The 21,251-nt window shown below is 39.6% G+C and carries 21 protein-coding genes; 10 read left to right on the top strand and 11 right to left on the bottom strand.

What is annotated here, in order from left to right:
• Positions 1–131: 131 nt before the first annotated feature.
• From CH377_RS18055 to CH377_RS18045, 3 genes are all read right to left on the bottom strand, one after another.
• Positions 132–1,037 (bottom strand): hypothetical protein, encoded by a 906-nt coding sequence (locus CH377_RS18055; RefSeq protein ID WP_207797633.1) that lies wholly within the window; start codon positions 1,035–1,037, stop codon positions 132–134.
• Between the two features lies 1 nt (position 1,038).
• Entirely contained in the window at positions 1,039–1,713 is a 675-nt protein-coding gene (locus tag CH377_RS18050; RefSeq protein ID WP_243402071.1) for a hypothetical protein, read from the bottom strand.
• A gap of 78 nt (positions 1,714–1,791) precedes the next feature.
• A complete protein-coding gene (locus CH377_RS18045) occupies positions 1,792–2,853 on the bottom strand; it encodes a saccharopine dehydrogenase family protein (RefSeq protein ID WP_100725134.1) in 1,062 nt (353 codons plus the stop codon).
• Between the two features lie 168 nt (positions 2,854–3,021).
• Here CH377_RS18045 and CH377_RS18040 point away from each other — a divergent pair, with 168 nt between their 5' ends.
• A complete protein-coding gene (locus CH377_RS18040) occupies positions 3,022–4,356 on the top strand; it encodes a sterol desaturase family protein (RefSeq protein ID WP_100725133.1) in 1,335 nt (444 codons plus the stop codon).
• 61 nt (positions 4,357–4,417) lie between these two features.
• The gene (locus CH377_RS18035; RefSeq protein WP_100725132.1) at positions 4,418–5,188 is read left to right on the top strand and encodes a phytanoyl-CoA dioxygenase family protein; all 771 of its coding nucleotides are present in this window, start codon (positions 4,418–4,420) and stop codon (positions 5,186–5,188) included.
• A 69-nt stretch (positions 5,189–5,257) separates the two neighbouring features.
• Here the strand turns inward: CH377_RS18035 and CH377_RS18030 are convergent, their stop codons facing one another.
• Positions 5,258–6,493: an LIC_12337 family protein gene (locus CH377_RS18030; protein ID WP_100725131.1), complete on the bottom strand. Its 1,236-nt coding sequence runs from the start codon at positions 6,491–6,493 to the stop codon at positions 5,258–5,260.
• Positions 6,490–6,675 (bottom strand): hypothetical protein, encoded by a 186-nt coding sequence (locus CH377_RS18025; protein ID WP_100725130.1) that lies wholly within the window; start codon positions 6,673–6,675, stop codon positions 6,490–6,492. Before CH377_RS18025 ends, CH377_RS18030 begins: the two co-directional genes overlap by 4 nt.
• Positions 6,676–6,860: 185 nt before the next feature.
• Between CH377_RS18025 and CH377_RS18020 the strand changes: the two genes are divergently transcribed.
• The 6 genes from CH377_RS18020 (at position 6,861) to CH377_RS17995 (ending at position 13,235) form a co-directional block, all read left to right on the top strand.
• Positions 6,861–7,493: a TIGR04282 family arsenosugar biosynthesis glycosyltransferase gene (locus CH377_RS18020; protein ID WP_100725129.1), complete on the top strand. Its 633-nt coding sequence runs from the start codon at positions 6,861–6,863 to the stop codon at positions 7,491–7,493.
• 168 nt (positions 7,494–7,661) lie between these two features.
• A complete protein-coding gene (locus CH377_RS18015; protein WP_100725128.1) occupies positions 7,662–8,474 on the top strand; it encodes a hypothetical protein in 813 nt (270 codons plus the stop codon).
• A 120-nt stretch (positions 8,475–8,594) separates the two neighbouring features.
• On the top strand, positions 8,595–9,179 hold the full coding sequence (locus CH377_RS18010; RefSeq protein ID WP_100725127.1) for an ABC transporter substrate-binding protein: 585 nt from the start codon (positions 8,595–8,597) through the stop codon (positions 9,177–9,179).
• Positions 9,179–12,094, top strand: a complete 2,916-nt coding sequence (locus CH377_RS18005; protein WP_100725126.1) for an MMPL family transporter — start codon at positions 9,179–9,181, stop codon at positions 12,092–12,094. Before CH377_RS18010 ends, CH377_RS18005 begins: the two co-directional genes overlap by 1 nt.
• Positions 12,091–12,729, top strand: coding sequence for an MXAN_6521/LA_1396 family lipoprotein (locus CH377_RS18000; RefSeq protein ID WP_100725125.1), 639 nt, complete (start codon positions 12,091–12,093; stop codon positions 12,727–12,729). The genes CH377_RS18005 and CH377_RS18000 overlap by 4 nt, the downstream gene beginning before the upstream one ends.
• A 224-nt stretch (positions 12,730–12,953) precedes the next feature.
• Positions 12,954–13,235, top strand: a complete 282-nt coding sequence (locus CH377_RS17995) for a hypothetical protein (RefSeq protein WP_100725124.1) — start codon at positions 12,954–12,956, stop codon at positions 13,233–13,235.
• A 46-nt stretch (positions 13,236–13,281) separates the two neighbouring features.
• On the opposite strand, the gene CH377_RS17990 is transcribed toward CH377_RS17995, so the two are convergent.
• Complete coding sequence (locus CH377_RS17990; protein WP_100725123.1) at positions 13,282–14,199, bottom strand: NAD(P)H-dependent flavin oxidoreductase; 918 nt, start codon at positions 14,197–14,199, stop codon at positions 13,282–13,284.
• 82 nt (positions 14,200–14,281) lie between these two features.
• Between CH377_RS17990 and CH377_RS17985 the strand changes: the two genes are divergently transcribed.
• The gene (locus CH377_RS17985; RefSeq protein WP_008597036.1) at positions 14,282–14,593 is read left to right on the top strand and encodes a putative quinol monooxygenase; all 312 of its coding nucleotides are present in this window, start codon (positions 14,282–14,284) and stop codon (positions 14,591–14,593) included.
• A 285-nt stretch (positions 14,594–14,878) separates the two neighbouring features.
• A complete protein-coding gene (locus CH377_RS17980) occupies positions 14,879–15,886 on the top strand; it encodes a S1C family serine protease (RefSeq protein WP_100725122.1) in 1,008 nt (335 codons plus the stop codon).
• A 134-nt stretch (positions 15,887–16,020) separates the two neighbouring features.
• On the opposite strand, the gene CH377_RS17975 is transcribed toward CH377_RS17980, so the two are convergent.
• The 5 genes from CH377_RS17975 to CH377_RS17955 form a co-directional block, all read right to left on the bottom strand.
• Complete coding sequence (locus CH377_RS17975; protein WP_100725121.1) at positions 16,021–16,734, bottom strand: pirin family protein; 714 nt, start codon at positions 16,732–16,734, stop codon at positions 16,021–16,023.
• A 122-nt stretch (positions 16,735–16,856) separates the two neighbouring features.
• Positions 16,857–17,201, bottom strand: coding sequence for a hypothetical protein (locus CH377_RS17970; RefSeq protein WP_100725120.1), 345 nt, complete (start codon positions 17,199–17,201; stop codon positions 16,857–16,859).
• Positions 17,198–17,494, bottom strand: coding sequence for a hypothetical protein (locus tag CH377_RS17965; RefSeq protein ID WP_100725152.1), 297 nt, complete (start codon positions 17,492–17,494; stop codon positions 17,198–17,200). The genes CH377_RS17970 and CH377_RS17965 overlap by 4 nt, the downstream gene beginning before the upstream one ends.
• 42 nt (positions 17,495–17,536) lie before the next feature.
• On the bottom strand, positions 17,537–18,688 hold the full coding sequence (locus CH377_RS17960; RefSeq protein WP_243402070.1) for a DUF445 family protein: 1,152 nt from the start codon (positions 18,686–18,688) through the stop codon (positions 17,537–17,539).
• The gene (locus CH377_RS17955; RefSeq protein ID WP_100725119.1) at positions 18,685–21,162 is read right to left on the bottom strand and encodes a hypothetical protein; all 2,478 of its coding nucleotides are present in this window, start codon (positions 21,160–21,162) and stop codon (positions 18,685–18,687) included. The genes CH377_RS17960 and CH377_RS17955 overlap by 4 nt, the downstream gene beginning before the upstream one ends.
• Between the last annotated feature and the right edge of the window lie 89 nt (positions 21,163–21,251).

The following is a 21,251-nucleotide window of genomic DNA, read 5'->3' as shown; positions in this document are numbered from 1 at the left end:
CTAATCTTGCTTATTTTTTCATTAGTAAATATCTTAATAAAAAGTTGAGCATTTCCTTCAATGAAAGAAATTGAATATTTGTAATAATTCAACGGGCGAAGCCCAAGGTTCAGCGTAACTCAATTTCTCTGCTACTTCTTCTTCTCTAACTCCGCCGCAATCTGGCACTCTTTCGGGATCCACTCCTTCTCCACTTGTTTTTGTCTAACATAACCCACCACATGACCGGTGCTTGCCGCTACCGCAATAATGGAATATGTATATAAAACTGCATAAGGAGAAGCTGGAAGCAAGTCCGAGATACCGCCTCCCACATAAGAACCGTACGCTGGATATAATGTGCGATATGCGGTCATTTCTTCCACTTTGTCACATCTATATCTGAAATATCGTATCGCATCATCCGAAGCCCTAGCTTCCGGATAGAAGGCCCCAAGGATAGGAACCGCATATCCTAATGCATACAAAGAACGATATTCCCTTTGGGCAAAATCTTTTGAGTGTCCGCCTTCATGTATTACAACTGCAGGAATATCAGAGTATACATGAATGGTATTAGAATATGGATTATAATGGTCCCCTCCAAAAATACGACCTACTAAAAGTACATCATACACAACATAGGCGTAGAGACCTATAGTCCATTTTAAAAGTGGATTTACTGTTTTAGAATCCCAAAGTCTTCTGAAATCATTTCCAGGAGCATACTGATTGAAACGGACTTTGACATCTTTCAGATTATTATCCCGGATATAATCCATCAGATACTTTTTCGTTTCGAAAGAAAACTGGTGATTTTGCATCCTTCTGTCCCAGATCATCACTTTTGCAAATAAACTTTCGATCCAGATCCAACTTCCTATAAAGTCTATAACTGAATAAGGTTTTCCTTCTTCAAACTGAGGATTTTCCTCATCAAAATACATTTCGTCATTGGGCTGAAACGGCTGAGCCACTGTGTATCTTTTTTCGGTAGAATAATAGCAGGACTGAAAAGTCGAACAAACAAGTAAGAATATTAGAATTTTCTGTTTCATCTTACTTAGTTCCTTTTCTGTTCGGAATCCGTTTAGTTTCTATGGAATGTTTTTTGATCTCATCCATAAAATCTAAAAGAGCCACTCTGCCCATCTGGTTTAATTGATCTTCTCTGCTTCCTCTATGTCCTAAATAAGGGAGATAAATAATCCATCCGAGTAAAACCGGAGCTGTCGCAATAGCCGCCATAAGATCTGTGGCCTTGGATTTAATTCCGTCCCTGAATTGGTAGTGCCAGGTTTTTCCGGAAGAGATAATATCAGCTTCCATTTCTACATTCACTTGGTTGTAAGCCCAATAATCTACAGATTCTAATCTGAACTTTTGGATTATGATCTTATGTTTTCCTGGATATTCTTCTTTATGATCATTCAATTCCTTTCTGATCAATTTAGAGATTGGTCCGTATAAATTCTCATAATCTTTTCCCCACCCTGTCCAAGATGTGAATCCATCCTGATAATATACAAAGCGAGAAGGATCTTCGTTTGGAAATTCGACCTCGAAATCAGGATCCTTGGAATAATAATCCGGAGCACCGGACCTCACCTCCATCCAATGTTCTTGGATTTCATGAGCACCTGAAAGAGTTTTAGGAATATGCACTTTGATGGAAGTGCAAGCAGAAACAAATATTAGAAAAATCGAAAATATGGACGGACGAAAATAAGACATGATCGACAGCTTTATAATTTAAAAGTAGGAAGAAGGTTGTAAAGAATAAATTCTAAATCGAAACAAGTAGACTTCTATTCAATTTGAAATATCTTTCCATTTAGATCCGGGAATTTCTAAAACGAATTCGGAACCAAATGCTATGCTCGGGGTCTTAAATCCTTTTCCGCCTTTTCCAGAAAGTACTTTGGAAACTGCAGCGAGAGATGATTCCACTGTGAATTCGTAACCTTCTTTACATTCCAAAACTTTGGTGGATTTTTTTCCTTCTTCAGACCGAACTTCTCCCCAAACGGTCGTTTTGACTAAGGTTCTTGTTCTTTCTCCCGGACCTTTGATCGTTTTTCCTACCAGTGCCTGGACTCCTTTTAATACAAAAGGAATTTTTAATAAAGAAATGATCGGTTTAAAATAGCGTAACGCATTCACTTGTCCCGAAGGAATATCCGTATAAACGTCGATATTTGGAATACCTGTAGAAATATAAGCGGTGAAAACATCTCCCCAAGGAATCCCATATACCTTGTAGGTTTTCCCACCAGCGGTAACTTCTCTCATTCTACTCAAATGAGGAACTCCAACCATCTCACCATCCCTTCTGATCTTGGATCCGTAAGGCAATTGAGCGAGAGCACTTTTCATAGTACCTGGAGAGACTTCGCTCAATCCGACAAATGCAAGTTCCAAAAACTTAGGCTTAGCAAGGGATTCTTTCAAAGAAGCAGCTAAACAATCAGTAGGAACAATATCAAAACCGACCCCAGGCAAAAGAAGAACTCCTGCTTTCTCTGCTTCTTCTCCTAAAGATTGTAAAGATTCGTACACTGGAATTTCTCCGGTGATATCCAGATAATGAACCTTTTTAGAAATACATGCCTTTGCCATTGGAACAGAAGTTTGGATGAAAGGCCCCGCACAATGAAGTACTAGTTCGAATCCTTGGATATTCGAACCGACCTCGTTCGAATTGTTTAAATCGAAAATTTTATATTCTAAACGCAGTTCGTTTGCGAGCTCTTCTATTTTGCCTCTGCTTCTTCCTGCGAGTACAGGTTTTAATCCTCGAGACACTGCCCTTCTTGCGATCAGTTCTCCTGTGTAACCGTTCGCTCCATAAATCATCCATTTTGAAACTGCCATAAGGTAGGAACTACGACATCGATTCGGATTTAGTCAACCTGCATACCACGAACGAGTTAGTTTTTTTCACACGATTGATAGGTAAAGAATTTTCGATTTGGAGTTCGTTTTAGTTTTAGATTGACCTAGTTCACAAACGAGGAATGATTGAGGTTACCGGCTTGTATTATGGAAAAAATAAATCTTATCACAATCGCAATTCCATTTTTCTTTCTGCTGATCGGGTTAGAGCTCGCATTCTCCTGGTATCATAAAAGAAAACTTTATCGTCTGAACGATTCCATCAACGATCTCAGCGCTGGGATCGCTAGTCAGATTTTCGGGATCATTTTTAAAACGTTCACATTCTTCGCTTATCTTTGGGTATATGAGAATTGGAGAATATTCAATCTTCCTTCTTGGCCAAGTGAACCAGTTTCTTGGATGCCTTCTTCCGAAGTATTAGGACTTTCCGCTTCCACTTGGGCTTGGACAATTGTAATCGCAGTTTGGATAAGTTGTTTCGTGCTTTATGATCTAGCTTACTATTGGTTGCATCGATTGAGCCATGAGGTTAATTTCCTTTGGGCTGGACATGTGGTTCATCACCAAAGTGAAGAGTATAATCTCACTGTTGCATTACGTCAGGCAAGCTTTCATGGATTATTCACTTGGATCTTCTATATTCCTTTGGCAATATTAGGATTTTCTCCTATCGTAATGGTCCTGAACGGACAATTAAATTTGATCTATCAATTCTGGATCCATACAAAAGCGATAGATAAATTCCCTAAATGGTTTGAGGCAATATTCAACACACCTTCTCACCATAGAGTTCACCACGGTATCAATCCTAAGTATATTGATAGAAACCATGGCGGAACATTGATCGTTTTTGACAGATGGTTCGGAACTTTCCAAGTAGAAGAAGAAACTCCCGTTTACGGAACAGTCAAACCTCTTCGTAGCTTCAATCCATTATGGGCAAACGTTCATTATTGGATCGAAATGTGGGAGCAAGCAAAACAAAGCCCTCGTTTTATTGATAAGATAAAAGCGTTCTTAGCAATGCCTGGATGGAGACCTCAGGAGTTAGGAGGACAATATCCTATTCCTGAAGTGGATGAGAAAACATTCAAAAAATATGATATATCTCTTTCTAAGAGTTTAACCGCATACGCGGTAACTTGGTTTATCCTCACATTGGTCGGAACATTCTCAATGCTCGTGAAAGTGAACTCTATCCCGACGGGCTTACTTTATATGATCTTCTTCTTTAGTATATTCTCCTTAACAACTGTAGGAGGGATCTTAGATCTCAAACGTTGGACCTTATACCTGGAACCGATCCGTATTGCTTTCTTGGTAGGGACCGCTTTCCTTTTGGGAGTTTCCACTGGGACAGCATTCATCGCGGCTGGATTCGGAGCACTATCACTCGCATGGTTTTTCTCTCAGAGACACCATTTCGCAGAATGGAAGGATATCGATCCGGTAAAAGAAATCCGTAGTAAAGCCGCTTAATCAGCACATCTTCCACTTCTCCGCTTGGGATTTTCATTTCTCGCGGAGAAGTTTTACGAATATGGATCTTAACAAAACCGTTTCCTTCGAAAACGGCTCTCTCTTACAAAACGGTTTTTTTCTTTTTTCGGATTTTTTCAGTTCGGCCGAACTTGAAAATATCCGTAACATTCTGCTGGACGCGAATTTAAAATGGAAGTCCAGATTTCCGGACAAAAATTCAATAAACAGCGCCTACTTAACAAGTCCTGATTTTTGTTCAGAAGAGCGAAACAGGCTTTCAGTATTTCGTTTTATTTCTTCAAACAAAATTGCAGAACTTGCAAAAAGTATAATACAAGAAAGGGCTTACTTCCTTAACACACAACTATTCTTCAATCCAAAATCTCCGGACAAAAAGAACTATTGGCATAGAGATCTTCAATATTTAGGAGTTTCGGAAGAAGAGCAGAAAAATATCCTAAGATCCGCAAAGGTATTCCATTTTAGGATCCCATTTTATCCGGATCCAGGTTTAGAATTTATCCCGGGTTCCCATACGAGATGGGATAACGAAGAAGAATATGAAGTCCGTATGGAGAGAAACGGCCGTAAAAATTACGAAGATTTGCCAGGCTCGGTTTTAGTTCCTCAGAATCCGGGAGACCTTTTAGTATTCTCCGCTCATTTGATCCATAGAGGAATTTATGGCCAAAATAGACATTCATTAGATATTCTTTATACAAATTTTCCGGACAAAAAATCCAATTCAAAAATGTTTCGGCAATTTCCGGAAGAGTCTATCCTCTCTAAACTGGAAAATCCTGAAATTTTCGAACAAGTAGAAGAGTGAAAAACTTCTCTGGGCAATAAAAAACCCCCGATCTTCGGGGGTTTTAAAGTAAGTGAAAATGATCCGTAATTAATTTACCGGGATTACCGATCCAACATTTTCTTCTGATGTCTTAAAGGTTACTACAGTATTTAATCCATCGATTGTGGATTTACTCGTATCATCCCATGTCACGCCATGTCCATCTCCAGCGCCACTTTTTCCCTGAGAACCGATACGGCCATAAAGATTAGTAACTCGAAGAGCAGGAACGTAATCACTTGGAATTGCAGAACTATCAACCCCATCACGAACAAAGCCGTTCATATCGAACAAACCAAAATTTAGATTTGTTATTAACCCACAAAGTGTATCGGTCGGCGCAGTAGCAGGGTAAGTTACAGCACCTTCTTCCCAACCGGATTTTGCCGTCACATTCAAATTCCCTGTTAGTTTCTGGCTATACGCTAATTTATAATACTCGTCCGCATTGCCAGATGGGCAAAGTGCTTTGTTAGGAAAAGTCAATGGAAGTAGATTTGTAGTTCCATCTACTCTAACTACAGTTTTAAAACAGAATACTGTTTGATTATCCATTTCTTCCAAGATTACCCGACCTCTCTGAGCATGTAAACCAAGCTCTGAATCAGTTCCAAGAGGTCCTGCCCAAGAATATGTTTGGATCAAACCTTGGTTTGGATAAAGAGAGGAATATGTAGAATCCCCCACTGCATCTGGCATATAAACATAACTTTCAATAGTCGCTTGCGCAGTCCATTCTGAAGGAGCAATTCGAGCTAAATTATAAATTAATAAAGCTCCATCTCCTCCCGCAAGTCTTGGATTATCATCCCAATAAAACTGGAGAGCCATATTAGAAGTGCCTGCCACTTTTAACTCAAGATAGTTTGAAAAAGTTTTTGGCGTGTTGTACACCGAAGAGCTGGGCTGAAACTCACTTCCACTATTAGCCAAAGTTAAACGAACATCAAAAACCCCTCCACCGTCTCCAAGACTAAGATTAGTGGCAGTCACAGTATTACCTGATGCTAATAGGACGAGCAGAGTATTTGACTGAATACCGGCAATGATATCATCCATGAAGAGGGAATTCCCTCTCGCCCATGTTGCAGATTGACGAACAAAACCCCACTCGTCTGCACTTGCATGTAATGGTTGGAGTAATTTAAATTTTAGAGATAAAGGGAATTGAGCATTTTCCTTCTTGGCACCTGAGTTAAATTTAAAACCCGCAGTGATCCCGAAAAAAACCAATAAAGCCAGAACGACTTTAGGAAGAATGGAGCGACGATTTTGTGACTTCACTGTGCAATTCCTTTTGGAACGATAATAAAAAATCCGGTTTTACTTTTTTCCAATTGGTAGCCGAAATTAAAGATAGGAGGGAATGAGTCCTTTCCTCCCGGTGAGCAGGCGGTCCCGACTAATCCAGTCAGGATGATCCCTAAGCTAATAAGTAGGATTCCTCTTTTTAGATTTAAGATCATAAATATCTCCTTATAGAATAATGAACATTTGAGACTTTATTTTTTTCATATCGTTTTGAAATTAAAGAGCTTGTTCTAAATATTAATCCATCGTATCAAAAGATAGCTTTATTTCAGGTAAATCCTTGGAAAAAACGTCCCCCAAGGAATAGATGCCTTAAAATCATAACATCCCGGAGACAAAAATGAAAGGCCCAATCTTGAATATATTTCTAAAAAATCCAGTCCCGGGAAAAGTTAAGACACGTTTAGCTAAGGATATAGGGGAAGAAGCCGCACTGGAAGTGTATCAGGCCCTGGTCGAAAAGACCAGATCTTCCTGCAAAGACTTGGATATTCCTAAGGTGCTTTGGTTCGATTCTTATCTTCCGAATCCATCTGATCTTGGGAGTTGGGGACATTCTCCATTGTTAATTCGTAAACAAGAAGGCAAAGATCTTGGAGAGAAGATGAGAAACGCATTCTTGTATTGTTTCCAGAACGGTTCCGCCCCTGCGATATTGATCGGAAGCGATTGCCCTGAGTTGGACCTATTACATCTAAAAGAAGCATTTCATATCTTGGATCATAAAGATGTGGTTTTAGGACCTGCAAAAGACGGCGGTTATTATTTGGTAGGACTCAAGTCGGACACTCCTGAACTTTTTCACGGGATAGAATGGAGCACTGAAACTGTTTTTGCCAGAAGTTTGGAAAAACTACAATGGGCCAGAAAACAAGTTGGACTTCTTCCTGTATTATCTGACTTAGATGACGTTCAAGATCTGGAATATTTCGAATCGAATGGAATTTGGGACTGGAAAAAGAACGGTTCCTGATCGATAAGCTCCACAAAACATTATAAAAATAGAATATAGTCTATGAACTTCGGTCTCGACCAATGTCCGGAGAAGAATGTCACTTTTTATCATTCACTATGTAATTATTTGATTACTTAAGAAAAATACAAAGGTCTCATATATGTAATTGCTTGATTACAAAAATATATGAGCAGTAAAACTAACTTTATTTTTCTTAAATTTCTGGTGTTTGGATTTTCCGTTTATTTTCTGGCTTCCCTTTCTCCTCTGAGAGCCTTTGGAAAGAAGGGCCCACATACTCATACGAGTATTACACAGGAAGCATTTATAGAATTTGCGGATAAGACCGGTTGGGACCTGAAAATTGACTGTATGGAGTTGATCGTCCAAGGTAATTTGAGAGCGGATGCAGCTTTCATGAATAATGATGCATATCATTGCGATAATGATAATATTCTAGGTTGTGCGGATCGTTTCAGGACCCTAAAGGACGACTCTTACAGAGAAACAAATCACCTTACTGGGCTAATGAAATTGGGAATGGCCCTACATATCGCTCAAGATTTTTATTCTCATTCGAATTGGGCGGAGAATTATCCCATGGTGAGCATTCTTGCTCCGATTGAACATCCTTGGATTTTTTTAAGTATGAAAGAGATCCAGACAGGTTATTTTAATCTTCTTCCAATCTTAGAACATACGGAAGAAGCCGGAAATTGTTTTGATGCGGAAGAAGGTCTACATAGTAATTATACCTTTGCAACCCACGCCTGTCTGAACAAGGATGCCTCCGACAGTTATAGAAGTCTCAAAACTGTTCATCCAGGGATACCGATCAGTTATCATGATTGGGCCGCAAACCTGGCAAAGGAACATACCGTTCAAATTTTAGTGGAACAGTACAAGGCGAAACATCCTCTTATTTTAACTTGCCTAACACCGAAAGTTTTATCATTTTCTTGTGGAAGCCAAGCCTATGATTTTCTCCGCCCGAATTAAGTCTAATTTCCGTTGACTTAAGCCTTCCCCGTACATTACTGTAAATTTATCCGGCCAGTATGCAGTCTGTTTTTACCTGATTGTAAAATTTCCGGATCGATCCTTCCTTAGGTAATATCTGTGAAACTATTTCAAATTTTATTGTTTTGTTTACTTTCCTCGGGTCTTCTTTTCGCCCAGGATTCCCAAACTACTAACGAAACCCAAACCACTTCTCCCGAAGTTTCGGTAGAAGAGCAGACGTTATCCGCCGTTAAAAAATTGATCGGCTTTATCCGTTATAAGAAAAATGACAAGGCAATAGCTTTGATCCATGTGGGAAAATTCTCCGAGAAACTATTAGGAGATCATAAAATTTCCACAGCGGAAAGAAAGGAATTCGAGGAAGCAATCTCCGAGTATATTATAAACAAAGCATTTCCAATCGCATTAAAATATTTTGATAAGATTGATATCACTTACGACAAACCTGCAGTGAACGGTAAACAGGCAAGGATCGGTTCTTCTATTCTTTACAAGGGTTCCGATCAGATCAAGTTTGCCTGGATACTTTCCGAATCAGAAGGAGCTTGGTATGTCAGCGATTTCGAGACAGAAGGTAAACTCGCCACAGAGATCAACCGCACTAAAAATATAGAGCCGTCTATTAAGAAAAACGGAATCAAGGGGACTATCTCCCTAATACAAAAAGCAGCTAAGAACTGATGAGAAAACTTCTTTCTAAAGCGACCGAGTTGGTGTTAACCAAACCGGCCGCTTCTTCCGCAATCCTATTTATCTTTCTGGCGATCTCCGCACTTTTAGCCACCAGACTCTCCATTAACAGCGACAACCTACAGCTCCTTCCTTCCGATAACCCATCCGTTGTCCAAACAAAACGTGTCATCGAAATGATCGGTGGAAGCGGATTTTACACTGTAGCTCTAAAATTCCAAGACGACAAGGGAATGACGGAACATCTTACTAAGGCATTCCAAGCCAAACGTAACGGTGATCCGGAAACCCAAAAGAAAGAATTGGAACTAGCTGACGAAGCAAAACGTAAGAACATCTCTTATTATAAAGCCAGGGAGATCGCACTCAAAAAGGCCTCGGACAAACTTGCCACCGAAGTTTTAAAAGACAAAGAACTGGTTCGTTATGTTTCTTACAGATATAATGTTTCCTTTTTACAGGATAGACTTCCCTTATTCTTAAAAACGGAAGATCTAAAAGAGATCCGAAAAAGAGTAAAACGTAAGATAGATGACGAAATAGAAAAAGCGAATCCATTCTTCATCAAACTTACTAACGAAGAATATAATCCTGACTTCACGGATATTATTTCCAAATACCAAAAACTCGCTAAAAGAGATATATTCGACGAGTATAATATTTCTCCTGAAAAAGGGATGCTTATCGTCCTCATCAAGCCGACCGGATCCTTTGTAGACATTGAGTTCTTGGAAAAAATAGACACAAAAGTCCAAGGTTTAGTAAAAACCTTAGGGATAGAAGAAGACGGAATTTACGCGGGTTACACCGGAGCTTATAAACTTAACCAAGACGATTATGAAACCTTGGTCAAGGCGTTAAAGCCTATCGGGATCGCTTCTTTCTTAGGAATAGGCCTTCTACTTTTATTATTTTTCCGTAATCCTCTTTTTATAATCATCCTATTATTCTCTCTACTTAGTGGACTACTCATGACATTCGGTTTAACCGGACTTGTCATAGGACAATTGAATAGTATCACAAGTATTATCGGTTCCATTCTAATGGGTCTTGGGATAGATTATGGGATCCAATTCTTATATAGATTCCGAGAGGAATTTACTAAAAAACAAGATATAGTAAGAGCGATCAAGGATACGATCTATCATACGGGAATTGCTTCTTTCAGTTCCGCATTAACTACTACTTCCGCATTCGTAGTTCTATCTTTCTCAGAATTTAGAGGATTCAGCGAGTTCGGAATCATAGCAACCTACGGGATCATCCTGATCGCAATTGCGATGTATGGTGTTACCGCACTACAGATCGCTCTTCTTTTAAAATGGTTTCCTTCCCTTTCCAAAGCTTTCCTATTAAACGAGGAACAACAAACACCTTCCGGTTTATTAAGAAAATTTTATTCCAGACCCGGAATTTTATCTGCAAGCGTCTTAGTGCTTGTTTTACTCTTTGGAGTTTTTGCTCCGAAGGTCCAATTCGACGTGAACGGAAGAAACCTATTGGTTGAAAATTTAGAATCCGTAAACTTATACGATGAGATAGCGGATCGTTTTGATATCTCTTCCGATCCTCAAGCAATCGTAGTAAAAACTTTGGAAGAATCAGAAGCTGTATTCGATTATTTGAACCCGGTTCCTGAGTCAATCGCCGGATCAGTGGACCAGGTAGTTTCTCTTTGGAACTTTGTTCCGCCTTATTCCCAACAATTAGAAAACCGTAAAGTTTTAGATCAGCTTGCAAAAGATATGAAGCCGGTAAAGGCTTCCTTCTTAAAACCAGAGCAAAGAAAGTATCTGCCTAAAGCAAAATTATTCTTATCCATTAAACCTTACGATTACACTGCTGTTCCGGATTATTTTTCCTCTCAGTTCAAGGAAGTCGCAAGCTCCAAAGAAAAAGGACATCTATTATTCCTATATCCTAAGGTAGCCTTATGGCATGGTGGAAAATTATTAGAATTTTTTGCCGCTATTGGTAGATTAGAAGTCCCTAAAATTTCGAGAAGGACCTTAAATGCGATCCTTTACTCCACAGGAACTCAAAAGGAATCCGAAATAGATCCGGTTAAAGAGAATTATTCAACTGCGGAAAATAAAATTTTATTAAACGCGCTGAATACTTACTCCAAAGAAAAACTTCTCTCCCTAAAAATCCTTCCAGGAACGGTAGATACGATCTTGGAGCATAGACCTTATAAGGATATTGCCCAAGCAAGATCTTACACATTCCAAACAGATACAGCAGGAAGTTTGATGCTGTTTGCACAGCTCATCATGATCGTAAAAAGAGAAGGAGTTGCTGCATTCTTCATTACTTTGGTACTTGTGATCATAGTTCTGATACTATTCTATAGAGCGTTCTTGCCTGCCCTACTTTCCTTGATTCCACTTTTATTGGGGCTCTTGGTAACAGTAGGAGTTATGTCAATCATAGATCTTAAATTAAATTTTATGAATGTCCTAGTATTTCCAGTCATCATAGGATACGGAATACAGAACGGAATCTATATCTATTATAGATTCAGAGAAGATCATGATATAGTAAAAGCAATGGCGATGGTTGGGCCTGCGGTCATCGCATCCACATTGACCACTTTAGTAGGATGGAGCGCACTACTTCTTGCAAATCAAAGAGGTCTACATTCCATCGGAAAAGTGGCAACGATCGGTATCGCTGCTTGTCTACTGATCGCACTCACCCTACTTCCTGCCATTTTAGAACTCGCATATAGAAGTAGAAAACAGGAAGAAGACGAGGCAGTGCCGTTAGGCTTAGGTCCTGAAGATGAAGAAGGCCCTGAACCAGTTTCCAAATTTATAATAGAAGAAACTTCTCCAAAGCCGAAGGCCAAAAAAACTGTTAAGAAAAAAGCTGCTCCTAAAAAGAAAACCGGAAAGAAAAAATGAGATCTAAACTAATACTTTTATTTTTAATTTCTGGTTCATTTGCAAATTGTGCGGTCAAACAAATCAGGATCGCGCCTAATTTTGAATCTTCTTTGGACAAATTCAAAAGGCTAACTGTGGCAATCGATTCCGGCTCCAAGGTGAATCAAGTTGAGGCGACACTCGTAAAATCTATGGCGGAACAAGAACTTGCCCACCATAAGGAATTTATCGTTTATCCTGACCCTTCGAGTAAAAACCAAAACTGCAAATCCCCTGTGGGAAAATCCCAAGGAGTTCTTACGCTTAAATTAGAAGAAACTCTGAAAGGATCCACACCATCCTTTTTAGTTTGGTTAAGCCCTGCAACATTCGGACCTTCTTCAGATGGGATCAAAATTTCTATCCAAGCACAGATCCAAAAATGTGATACGAAAGAAATTCTATGGGACGGACATGCATCTTCCTCTTATTTCATGGGAGGAGATGAAGAAGCTACACTTAGGACCAGTTACGAGAATAAATTCGGAAAATCGGTTGGCCCCAAAGTGCTTCCATATTACGATATTCTAAAGTCCCTTTTGGATAAGATCGCAAGCCCAGTCTTAAACGAAGTGGAACAAGACGAAAAAATAGAAGTCGAATCCGGCGCTTGAGGCAAAAGGCGGCCCCCACCCAGGTTCGGGTGGCGGAGGAGGGCCAGTGGGAAACCCCTGGCCCCCTATATCATAAAATCATCACGTTCGCTATTCTTATCCGGATTTACCGCGGAATTTTCATTCCAAGTTCACATTAACGACAGTTTCCGATCGAACTTCTTCTTGACCAAATCCTCTGTATCGATTGCTATACTCGGAATCGATTTTTCCAGAGGAAAAGAATGAATCTAGTGAATAATATATCTAAGGCTTCCACTGCCGCATTTTGGCTTTTATGGTTGGGAGTATTAAGCGGAATCGTACAACTCGCAAATTTACATCCAAGTTTAGACGGGATCGTCCTGACTTTAGGCTGGGTGATCTTAGGCATCCATATTTTAGAAGTTGGGATCTATTCCTTTCGCGCTGGAGATAGAGGCGGGTTTAAAATTGCAGATGCAGCTCAGGTTTTTGTGTTCGGTGTATTCCACCTAATCCCTGTAAGTTTTTCAGATAAAAAGTAAGTTACAAAAAACCCCCGGAATCGGGGGTTTAGAATATTCTAAAGTTTTAAACTAATTTAGGCAGCTTATTTACGATATCGGCGTATTCTGCAGCCATTCCTTTTATAACATCTCCCGCAGGAATAATGGAATTGATCTGAGCCACTCCGTGACCAGCAGACCAAATATCTCTCCAACGTTTAAATTCCTGGTCTATATCCGTACTACCTTCGTTGTGAAAATTATCTCCCGCTTTTTCTACGGAACGTTTCAGCCAGTTTGCAGGAATCCCTGAAATTTTTTCAGTATAAACGATCTCTTCCGGTGCAGACTCAACGATCATTTCTTTATATTCTTGAGAAGCGGCAGCTTCTTTGGTAGCGATAAGTCTTGTTCCAATATAAACAGCATCCGCACCTAAAGACATCGCAGCTGCCATTTGTGCTCCACCGCTAATTGCACCAGCTGCAAGAACAGGAAGGCCAATCTCTTTTTTCAGATAAGGGAATAAACTGAAAGGAGAAATATTTCCTGCATGTCCGCCGGCACCTTGAGCAACCGCAACCAGAGCGTCCGCTCCAGACTTAGCAACTAAATTCGCATGTCTTAATGTAGTTACGTCGCAGAAAACTTTTGTTCCTACAGATTTTGCCTCATTGATAATAGAACGAGGGCTTCCTAAACTGGTAATAATCAATTCTACCTTGAATTCTAAAAGTATTTCTAAGTGTTTTGCCCAATTAGGGTTATGAGCTTTATGTAAAATTAAGTTAACGCCGATCGGTTTTTTGGTCCTGGATCGGATATCTTCCAAACCTCTTCTTAATTCTTCTATGGTTCGGTAGTTTTGAGAGGGAAATGTTCCAAGGCCTCCGGCTTCGGAAACTGCAACAACTAGATCAGGGTATGAAACGAGAAACATGGGAGCCCCGATAATGGGCAGATCGATTCCAAGCATCTCCGTTACGGGAGTTTTTATTTTCATAAGAGGAAAGCTTTCATTCTATTCAGATTCCATCTATCTTTTTTTTCTGGCAGAAGAAAATCGGATATTGAAACTGGGGACTATGATCGTTACAGTATCTTCTTACAAAATACTTCCGGAAAGGATCCAAGAATTTCAGGAAATCAGCAGTGAACTTTCTAAGGAATCTCTTAAAGAGAACGGTGTTCTTAGATTCGATTTGCTTCAAAACGATGGAGACGAAGGCAGATTTTTGATCATAGAGGCTTACGAAAGCGAATCCAAACGTAAGTCTCATCTGGAAACCCCTCATTTTGTGAACTGGAGAAGGACTGTGCCTGAGATGTTCTCCCAAGGAACTACTACCGTTTATTATAAACCTGTGTCTCCCAAACCTGAAGATTGGAAAAAGTAATTAGAATATAAGATTAAATTTGGACGCGGTGTATAAGGATTAGTTTGCCGATTTAACCATTATTTTTTTCTAAAATAGATAGTCCCTACAATCTTAGTTTCGCCTTCTTTTTTGGAAACCTCGAATTTTTCCTTACTCATCTATAGATCTCCTGAACCGAAAGAACATGTTTTTATAAGAATCAAGTCCAACTGCAAGTGCAAAAACGGAAGTATTTTTCCGATTTGAAATGAGCAAGATCTCTCTTTTAGGGACTTTCTAATAGAAGCCGGAGTCAAAAAGATTATGGTATTATTTACGAATTCGAGTGCAGACATTCTCTCTTCCTTTGAAAGGAAGAACGATATAAATTCTGATAAAGAAATAAACGAAGCAGAAATCCTAGACGCCTACTCCAAATCCGTGATACACGCAGTCGACTCGGTAGGCCCAAGTGTAGTTCACCTACAAGTTACAAACAAAAAGGGAGAAAGTGGAAGCGGTTCCGGATTCTTCCTAACACCAGACGGATTCATAGCAACCAATAGCCACGTAGTAGATGGCGCAGTAAAAATTAAGGCAAACCTTTCGGACGGGTCCAGCAAAGAAGCCGAACTCGTGGGAAATGATCCTCACACGGATGTTGCGGTTCTTAAAGTACATGGAGGATTATTTCCTCATTCCAGCTTTACAGACTCCAAAAAACTAAAAGTTGGACAATTGGTGGTGGCTATTGGTAACCCTTACGGTTTCGAATCCACAGTCACCGCCGGAGTAGTAAGCGCACTCGGAAGAACATTAAGATCTCGTAATGGACGCCTGATAGATAATGTGATCCAAACGGACGCCGCTCTAAATCCTGGAAATTCTGGGGGACCATTAGTAGACTTCCAAGGAAGAGTTATCGGGATCAATACTGCAATCATTCTACCTGCCCAAGGGATCTGTTTCGCAGTAGCCTCAAACACCGCAGAATATGTGATCACTCGTTTGATCACAAACGGCTCGGTCAAAAGAGGATATTTAGGGATCGCAGGCCAAAATCAAAAGATCCCAACATTCACCAAAGCTCTAAATAAAATAGGCTCCGATTCAGGGATCTTGGTTCTATCATTAGAAACCAGTTCTCCTGCAGACCGTGCGGGGATCCGAAATGGAGATCTGATCATAAATCTAGATGATAAAGAGATCCATACAATAGATGATCTTCACAAGATCTTAGATGAGACTTCCATAGGAAAAAAATTGGGAATTCGTTTATTGAGGGACGGTTCTATAAGAAGTTTTTTCATCGAACCCGGAGAACTGAAATAGAGGCACAAAGAATTAAGAGACACTGAGTCATCGCACACAGAGCGACAAAGACTCAGAGGGTTTTCTATATTAAACTCCGTGTTTCCGTGGCTCTGTGCGAAAAAAACATTGTGCCTCTTTCAGCTCAGTGTCTCTTACTGGATCTCAGGAACATCCATAAGAAGAAGTTCAGAATCTTCCAAAGCATTCACTTTCAAAAGATCCGTTCTTGGAAAACCTGCACCGTCCCGAGTCGAAAGTTCGGTTCCATTAATATTCACTTTTCCTGATATTAGAAAAGCGTAAACTCCACCGCTCTTATTCCTGGACTCGTATTGTAATTCTTTTCCTGCTTCCGCGTTCCCTAAAGAGAACCATGCGTTTTGATTGATCCAAAGACCTTCCGCAGACTCTTTAGGAGATACAACCAGCTGGAATCTATTCTTCCTTTCTTCCGGAAGGAATTTTTTTTGGTCGTATCTTGGTTGTGCTCCCCTTTTATCAGGTACCACCCAAATCTGCAAAAAGTTCACAGGATCCGTTTCAGAATGATTATACTCCGAATGAACGATCCCTGTTCCTGCTGACATTACCTGGACTTCTCCGGATGTGATAACTCCTGAAGTTCCGATACTGTCCTTATGCTCCAAAGCACCTGTAATCGGTATAGAGATGATTTCCATATCTTGGTGAGGATGCGGATCGAAACCTCTGCCCGGGGCAACGATATCGTCGTTCAATACACGCAAAGAACCAAATCTGATCCTTTCCGGATTCATATAGCTTCCGAAAGAAAATGTATGATTCGATTTCAACCAACCGAAATCAACTTTCCCTCTCGTGTTTGCCTTATGAACTACCGCTTCCATTTTTATCTCCTTTCCCCTCTTTCGGGGCGAATACCTTTTAGACCGACCCTGTTCAATATAGTTCAAATTTAAAGTATTTAAGAAAATTTAAAACAAAGATGGGAAGAAATAATTTTCGAACCTTAATCGAAACTAGGAGTCCCGGATACTACGATACAGCGAAATAAAAAGATAGGAGGAAGATACAAACCCTTTGTATAAACTTCTCCGTTTGAAATGGATTGGGTTCCTGGAGGAGCCTTGTCCATTGCATGGTTGTATGCGCTTTGCAGATCAGGAACATATCTGAAAAACATGAATGGAAAAATTTGCACCACACAATCTTCTCCTTCTACTCTTTTAGGAGAGAAAACCGGTCTTTCTTTTGCGGGCACAACTCTTTCTACGCGATATATCAGAGTTTCAGCACCGCTACAGTATGAGAATATAAATAAAAAAAGAAAGAAGATCCCGTGTATAACCTTCATTGAGAGATCTCCAAACCATAATAGAGTCGATAACATGTATCGAACATTCCTTGGTTATACTGGAAGATCTCCAAATCTCTGATATGAGTGGCGGTAGGATTTTTTTCAGGAATTCTTTTTAGGATATTCCGGATATTTTCGTTACATCCCTTTTCATTCTGTTTATATAAACTTTGCTCTACTTGAGGAGGTAGAGGTCTCATTCGGATATTTTGGAAGAAGAAGATAGTTTTCGAATAACATCCGCTAAATACTACACAGAGTAGAAGAATATAAATCCGCTTTAATTCCATGATCTTGAGCACTAAACAATAACCTACAAATTATGCAAGAGATTATATTCCTAATTTCCCTTCGAATAATAAGACGATACATCCTATTGCAGATCCAACTAAAAAACCTAATAAACTTCCGTTGATCCTGATCTTCTCTAGGACTCTTCTGGTCTTGAGTTCTAAATTTTCCCTGAATTGTTTGGGTTCCAATAATTTCAGCCCTTTAGAGATCTGTTCTCCCACATATTCCGAAACAGACTCGTTCGTTTTAGAACTTAAAAATTCCAAGAAGGAGCGGATCGGCCCGTATTCTCTCAAATTTTCCAATCTGGAAATTTCTTCCTTATGGGTCAGAACGACTTCGCTGATCAATCGATTCAATTGTTCTCTACCAAAATCAGCTAAGGAACGGACAGCTTCTTCCCTTCTTTCAACTGGTAATTCGTTCCAAGAACCTATGTATAATTCTACACATTCGGAGAATATGGAATATAATTCGAAAAGTACTTCTTCCTCTTCCGTTTCGAAATCTTTTCCTTCTTTTAAACCTTCTCCGAATTCTTTGATTCTTTTTTGCGGATCAATAAGCCAGATCAAAGGTTTTGCAAGAAAAGAAAGCCCCTTTGTGATCCTTTGAACCCTTTCTCCAAAATCCTGATGGTCTGAAACCTTCATCAAGGTTTCTCCTACTAAAAACCGAACGGTAGATAGTATCTCTTTACGACTATTCAATTCATGTAATATCTGTTTATCTGCACCTGAAAATTTAAAATTAGAAACATATAATACTATATCTTCTTCGATTTTATCCCAGATTAAATTCAGGAATTCTCGAACTTCTTTTTCCCCTTTTAGATGTGTATCTAAAAGTTCTCTGATCGCTTGGATATTTTCAGGCTCATCCAAGATACCGTCTAAATAGGATTTTAATTTATGTTCGCTGATCAGGTCCGAGGATACCCAGCGACCGATTTCTTCTGCAATTGTTTCACTTTCAGACTCGACTGCCTTATACGTTTTCCAAACAGCAAACCAATCACAAATCGCTCCTACCAGTCCACCTTCTAAACCATGAATGAAAATATTTCCCCAAATAAAAAGGCTCCATTTTTGCCAGAGCCCCCAGAGAAGAATACTTCCGAACAACACCAAAAGTGAATTCGAAACGAATTGAAGTTTAGAGTACGGCTTGTTACCGTACAGATTACTCAACGGAAAAACCACCTTCCTTTCACAAAGGAGGAGAATATGAAAAATATAGGCAGAAGGAAAAGAATGATGGTCAAGAATATCGAATTCCCTTTAGAAAATTTCAGATCGGAATTCTGCCTTTGAGAACAGACTAAAATTTCATTCCTTTGGGTTTGGAATAATATTCCACCTTCGGCGTCTTCCCAACTAGGAAAAAAGGACCTTCGGACCAATTTACAATTATAATTTTCTAATGCAGATTGTTCAGGTTTTTCCCTCGAAGAAATTTCAGGGCCTGCAAAAACTTCTTCATCCGAAAAAATACGGGGTAAGATCGGAAGCTCAGGAAGTAATACGGGCTCTTTAGGTTTTTCTTTTACTGGGAAAAACCTACCTAAAAATTCGTTTCTATCGGAGAAGGATAGGTCTCCATATTTGGATCTGAATTCTTCCTTCCAAGTATTGTCTTCTTTAGGGACATTTAAAACCAGTAAACCTTGAAACCATTTATTATAATTCGGACCGATCGCTTCTATCTCTTTTCTGCCAATACGAGCGAATATAATCCCAGCATCCAATCCTTCATGCAAGATAGCTTCATTCGTATTATATAAGAATCTTTTAGGACGAAGTGCTTTGCCTCCGCTTAGTTCCTTATAATCGGCAACTCCCCAAGGTTTTTCCGTCAGGACCGCAATATCCGATCCAGGATTTTTTACCTTGAATAGGAATAGAAAAGATTTATTCTCCAATTCTTTTTCGTAAGTTTCGGAAGGAGAATCATTCGTACGTAGACCTTCTCTATTGACCCAACCTTTTAATAATTCGAAACGAGTCGGATTCAATTTTAGGATTTTATAAAGTTTTTCGGTAGAACCAATAATATAAGAAGTTCCGTTTGCCTGTAAAAAACGGTGTAATCCTATACCTGCATCTTCCAAAGAAAGTTCCTCTTCGTAGCTTGGATTTTTTTTCCAAGCAGTCCAAGGAAGATAACGACTCAAATAAGGCTGAAGCGCAAGGGAAGTCAAAGAAGCATCCGCTTCCATTCCGAGCAAATTCCTATGCCCTGCTCTCCTGATCAATAGCCCCAATGTAAAAGGACTATCTCCCCATTTTCTATGAGAGTCAATTTCCGGAAAAATTTTAGAATCTTTTGGAAGTTCCGAAAGTGCAACTTCCACATCTTTCATTTCCATGGCGGAAAAGCTGTCTTTTAAGAATGTAGTATTCTCCTTCCATTCCAATTCAGGATGCCATAAGAAAAATCTGACTAATGCGAAAAATAAAAGTGCTGAGACTGAATATTGTGCAGTTACAGAAGAAGTTTTATTCTTCAATAAATGGACTGCAGTTTCCAAACCGGATAGAGTTAAGAATAGAAGAGAAAGATCCAATGCTCTATACCAAGGAAATCCTAAACCCGGAAAAAATTTGGAAAGAGAAGTATCTACTCCGATCCAATAAAAGATCAAACTTGCAAAGAATACGAATCTGGATGCAGGAGGAAAAATTTTACGTTTTAGAATAGAACGAATTCCTAATAAAAACAAAGCAGGAAACACTACCTGTGTCCAATGAAGCCCTATGATAAAATTCCATAAAAAAGCGATTACCCCACTTCCTTCCCAAATCGGCCTCAAAGCTTCTGAACCTAAAATGGAAATGAGTCCTGGAGTTGTATCCATCGGGAAAGTTTCCGCGCGGTAAGAAGAATATTTCAAAAAATTCCACCATACGGGTGTGGCCACGATCAGCGGAATAAAGAATGCAATGGAGAACGCCCTCTTTCCGAGCTCTTCTCCCAAAAATAAGAAATAGATCAAAAGAGAAATTAAATAGAATAAAGAAGAAGGAAGATCAGAATAATAAACGCAGGCACTTACAACCAGATATTTAGAAAGAGAAGACAATTTCCCTGTGGTCCGATATTTTTCTAAATAATAAAAACCTAATAAACTCCAACTAAGTCCGAAAAACCCGGTCACTGAACCGCTGAATAGTCCGACTAAAGAAAGTCCAAACGGCTCTTCTCCGGCGCATAAGAAGAAGAATAAAAGACCCGACATCGCGAGCATCACGGTATTCGCCCTATGATTCGTCTCACTTAAGAGTAAAAGACTGAACTTGATAAATGCATACGTAAATAGTAATATAGAAAGAAGTATTCCTATATTAAAAGAAAGTGAAAGTGAAGACCAGAAGAAGACCGTTTTATGAAGTACAGCGACCAAAAAATAGAAGAATGGAGGCTGAAAGTAGAAGACAGGCATCCCGGAAAACCAACGGCTATCATAACCCAAAGACTGGCCATTGTTCAAAAATGAATCGTAGATCTCCGCCAGATGGGTTTGTGCATGGAGACTCCAACCTGAAAGAGTATCCTCGCTAAATAAAAATCTAAATTTGATAATAAGAACTAAGAATGAGGCGAGAAGTAATAAGGGCCTTCGCCAAGCCGGAGCAAGTCTCCATTTTTTCTGAAAAAAAGGCATGCCGAGAGGGTAAGGAAAACCCCTGGAATTGACAAGCAAAAGAGGATATTACGGGAAGGATTCGCCCCGAGAGCTCGGGGCAAAAAGAG

The sequence above is a fragment of the Leptospira haakeii genome, from assembly GCF_002812045.1.
Lineage (GTDB): Bacteria > Spirochaetota > Leptospiria > Leptospirales > Leptospiraceae > Leptospira_B > Leptospira_B haakeii.
This window is presented reverse-complemented; position numbering and strand designations above follow the sequence as displayed.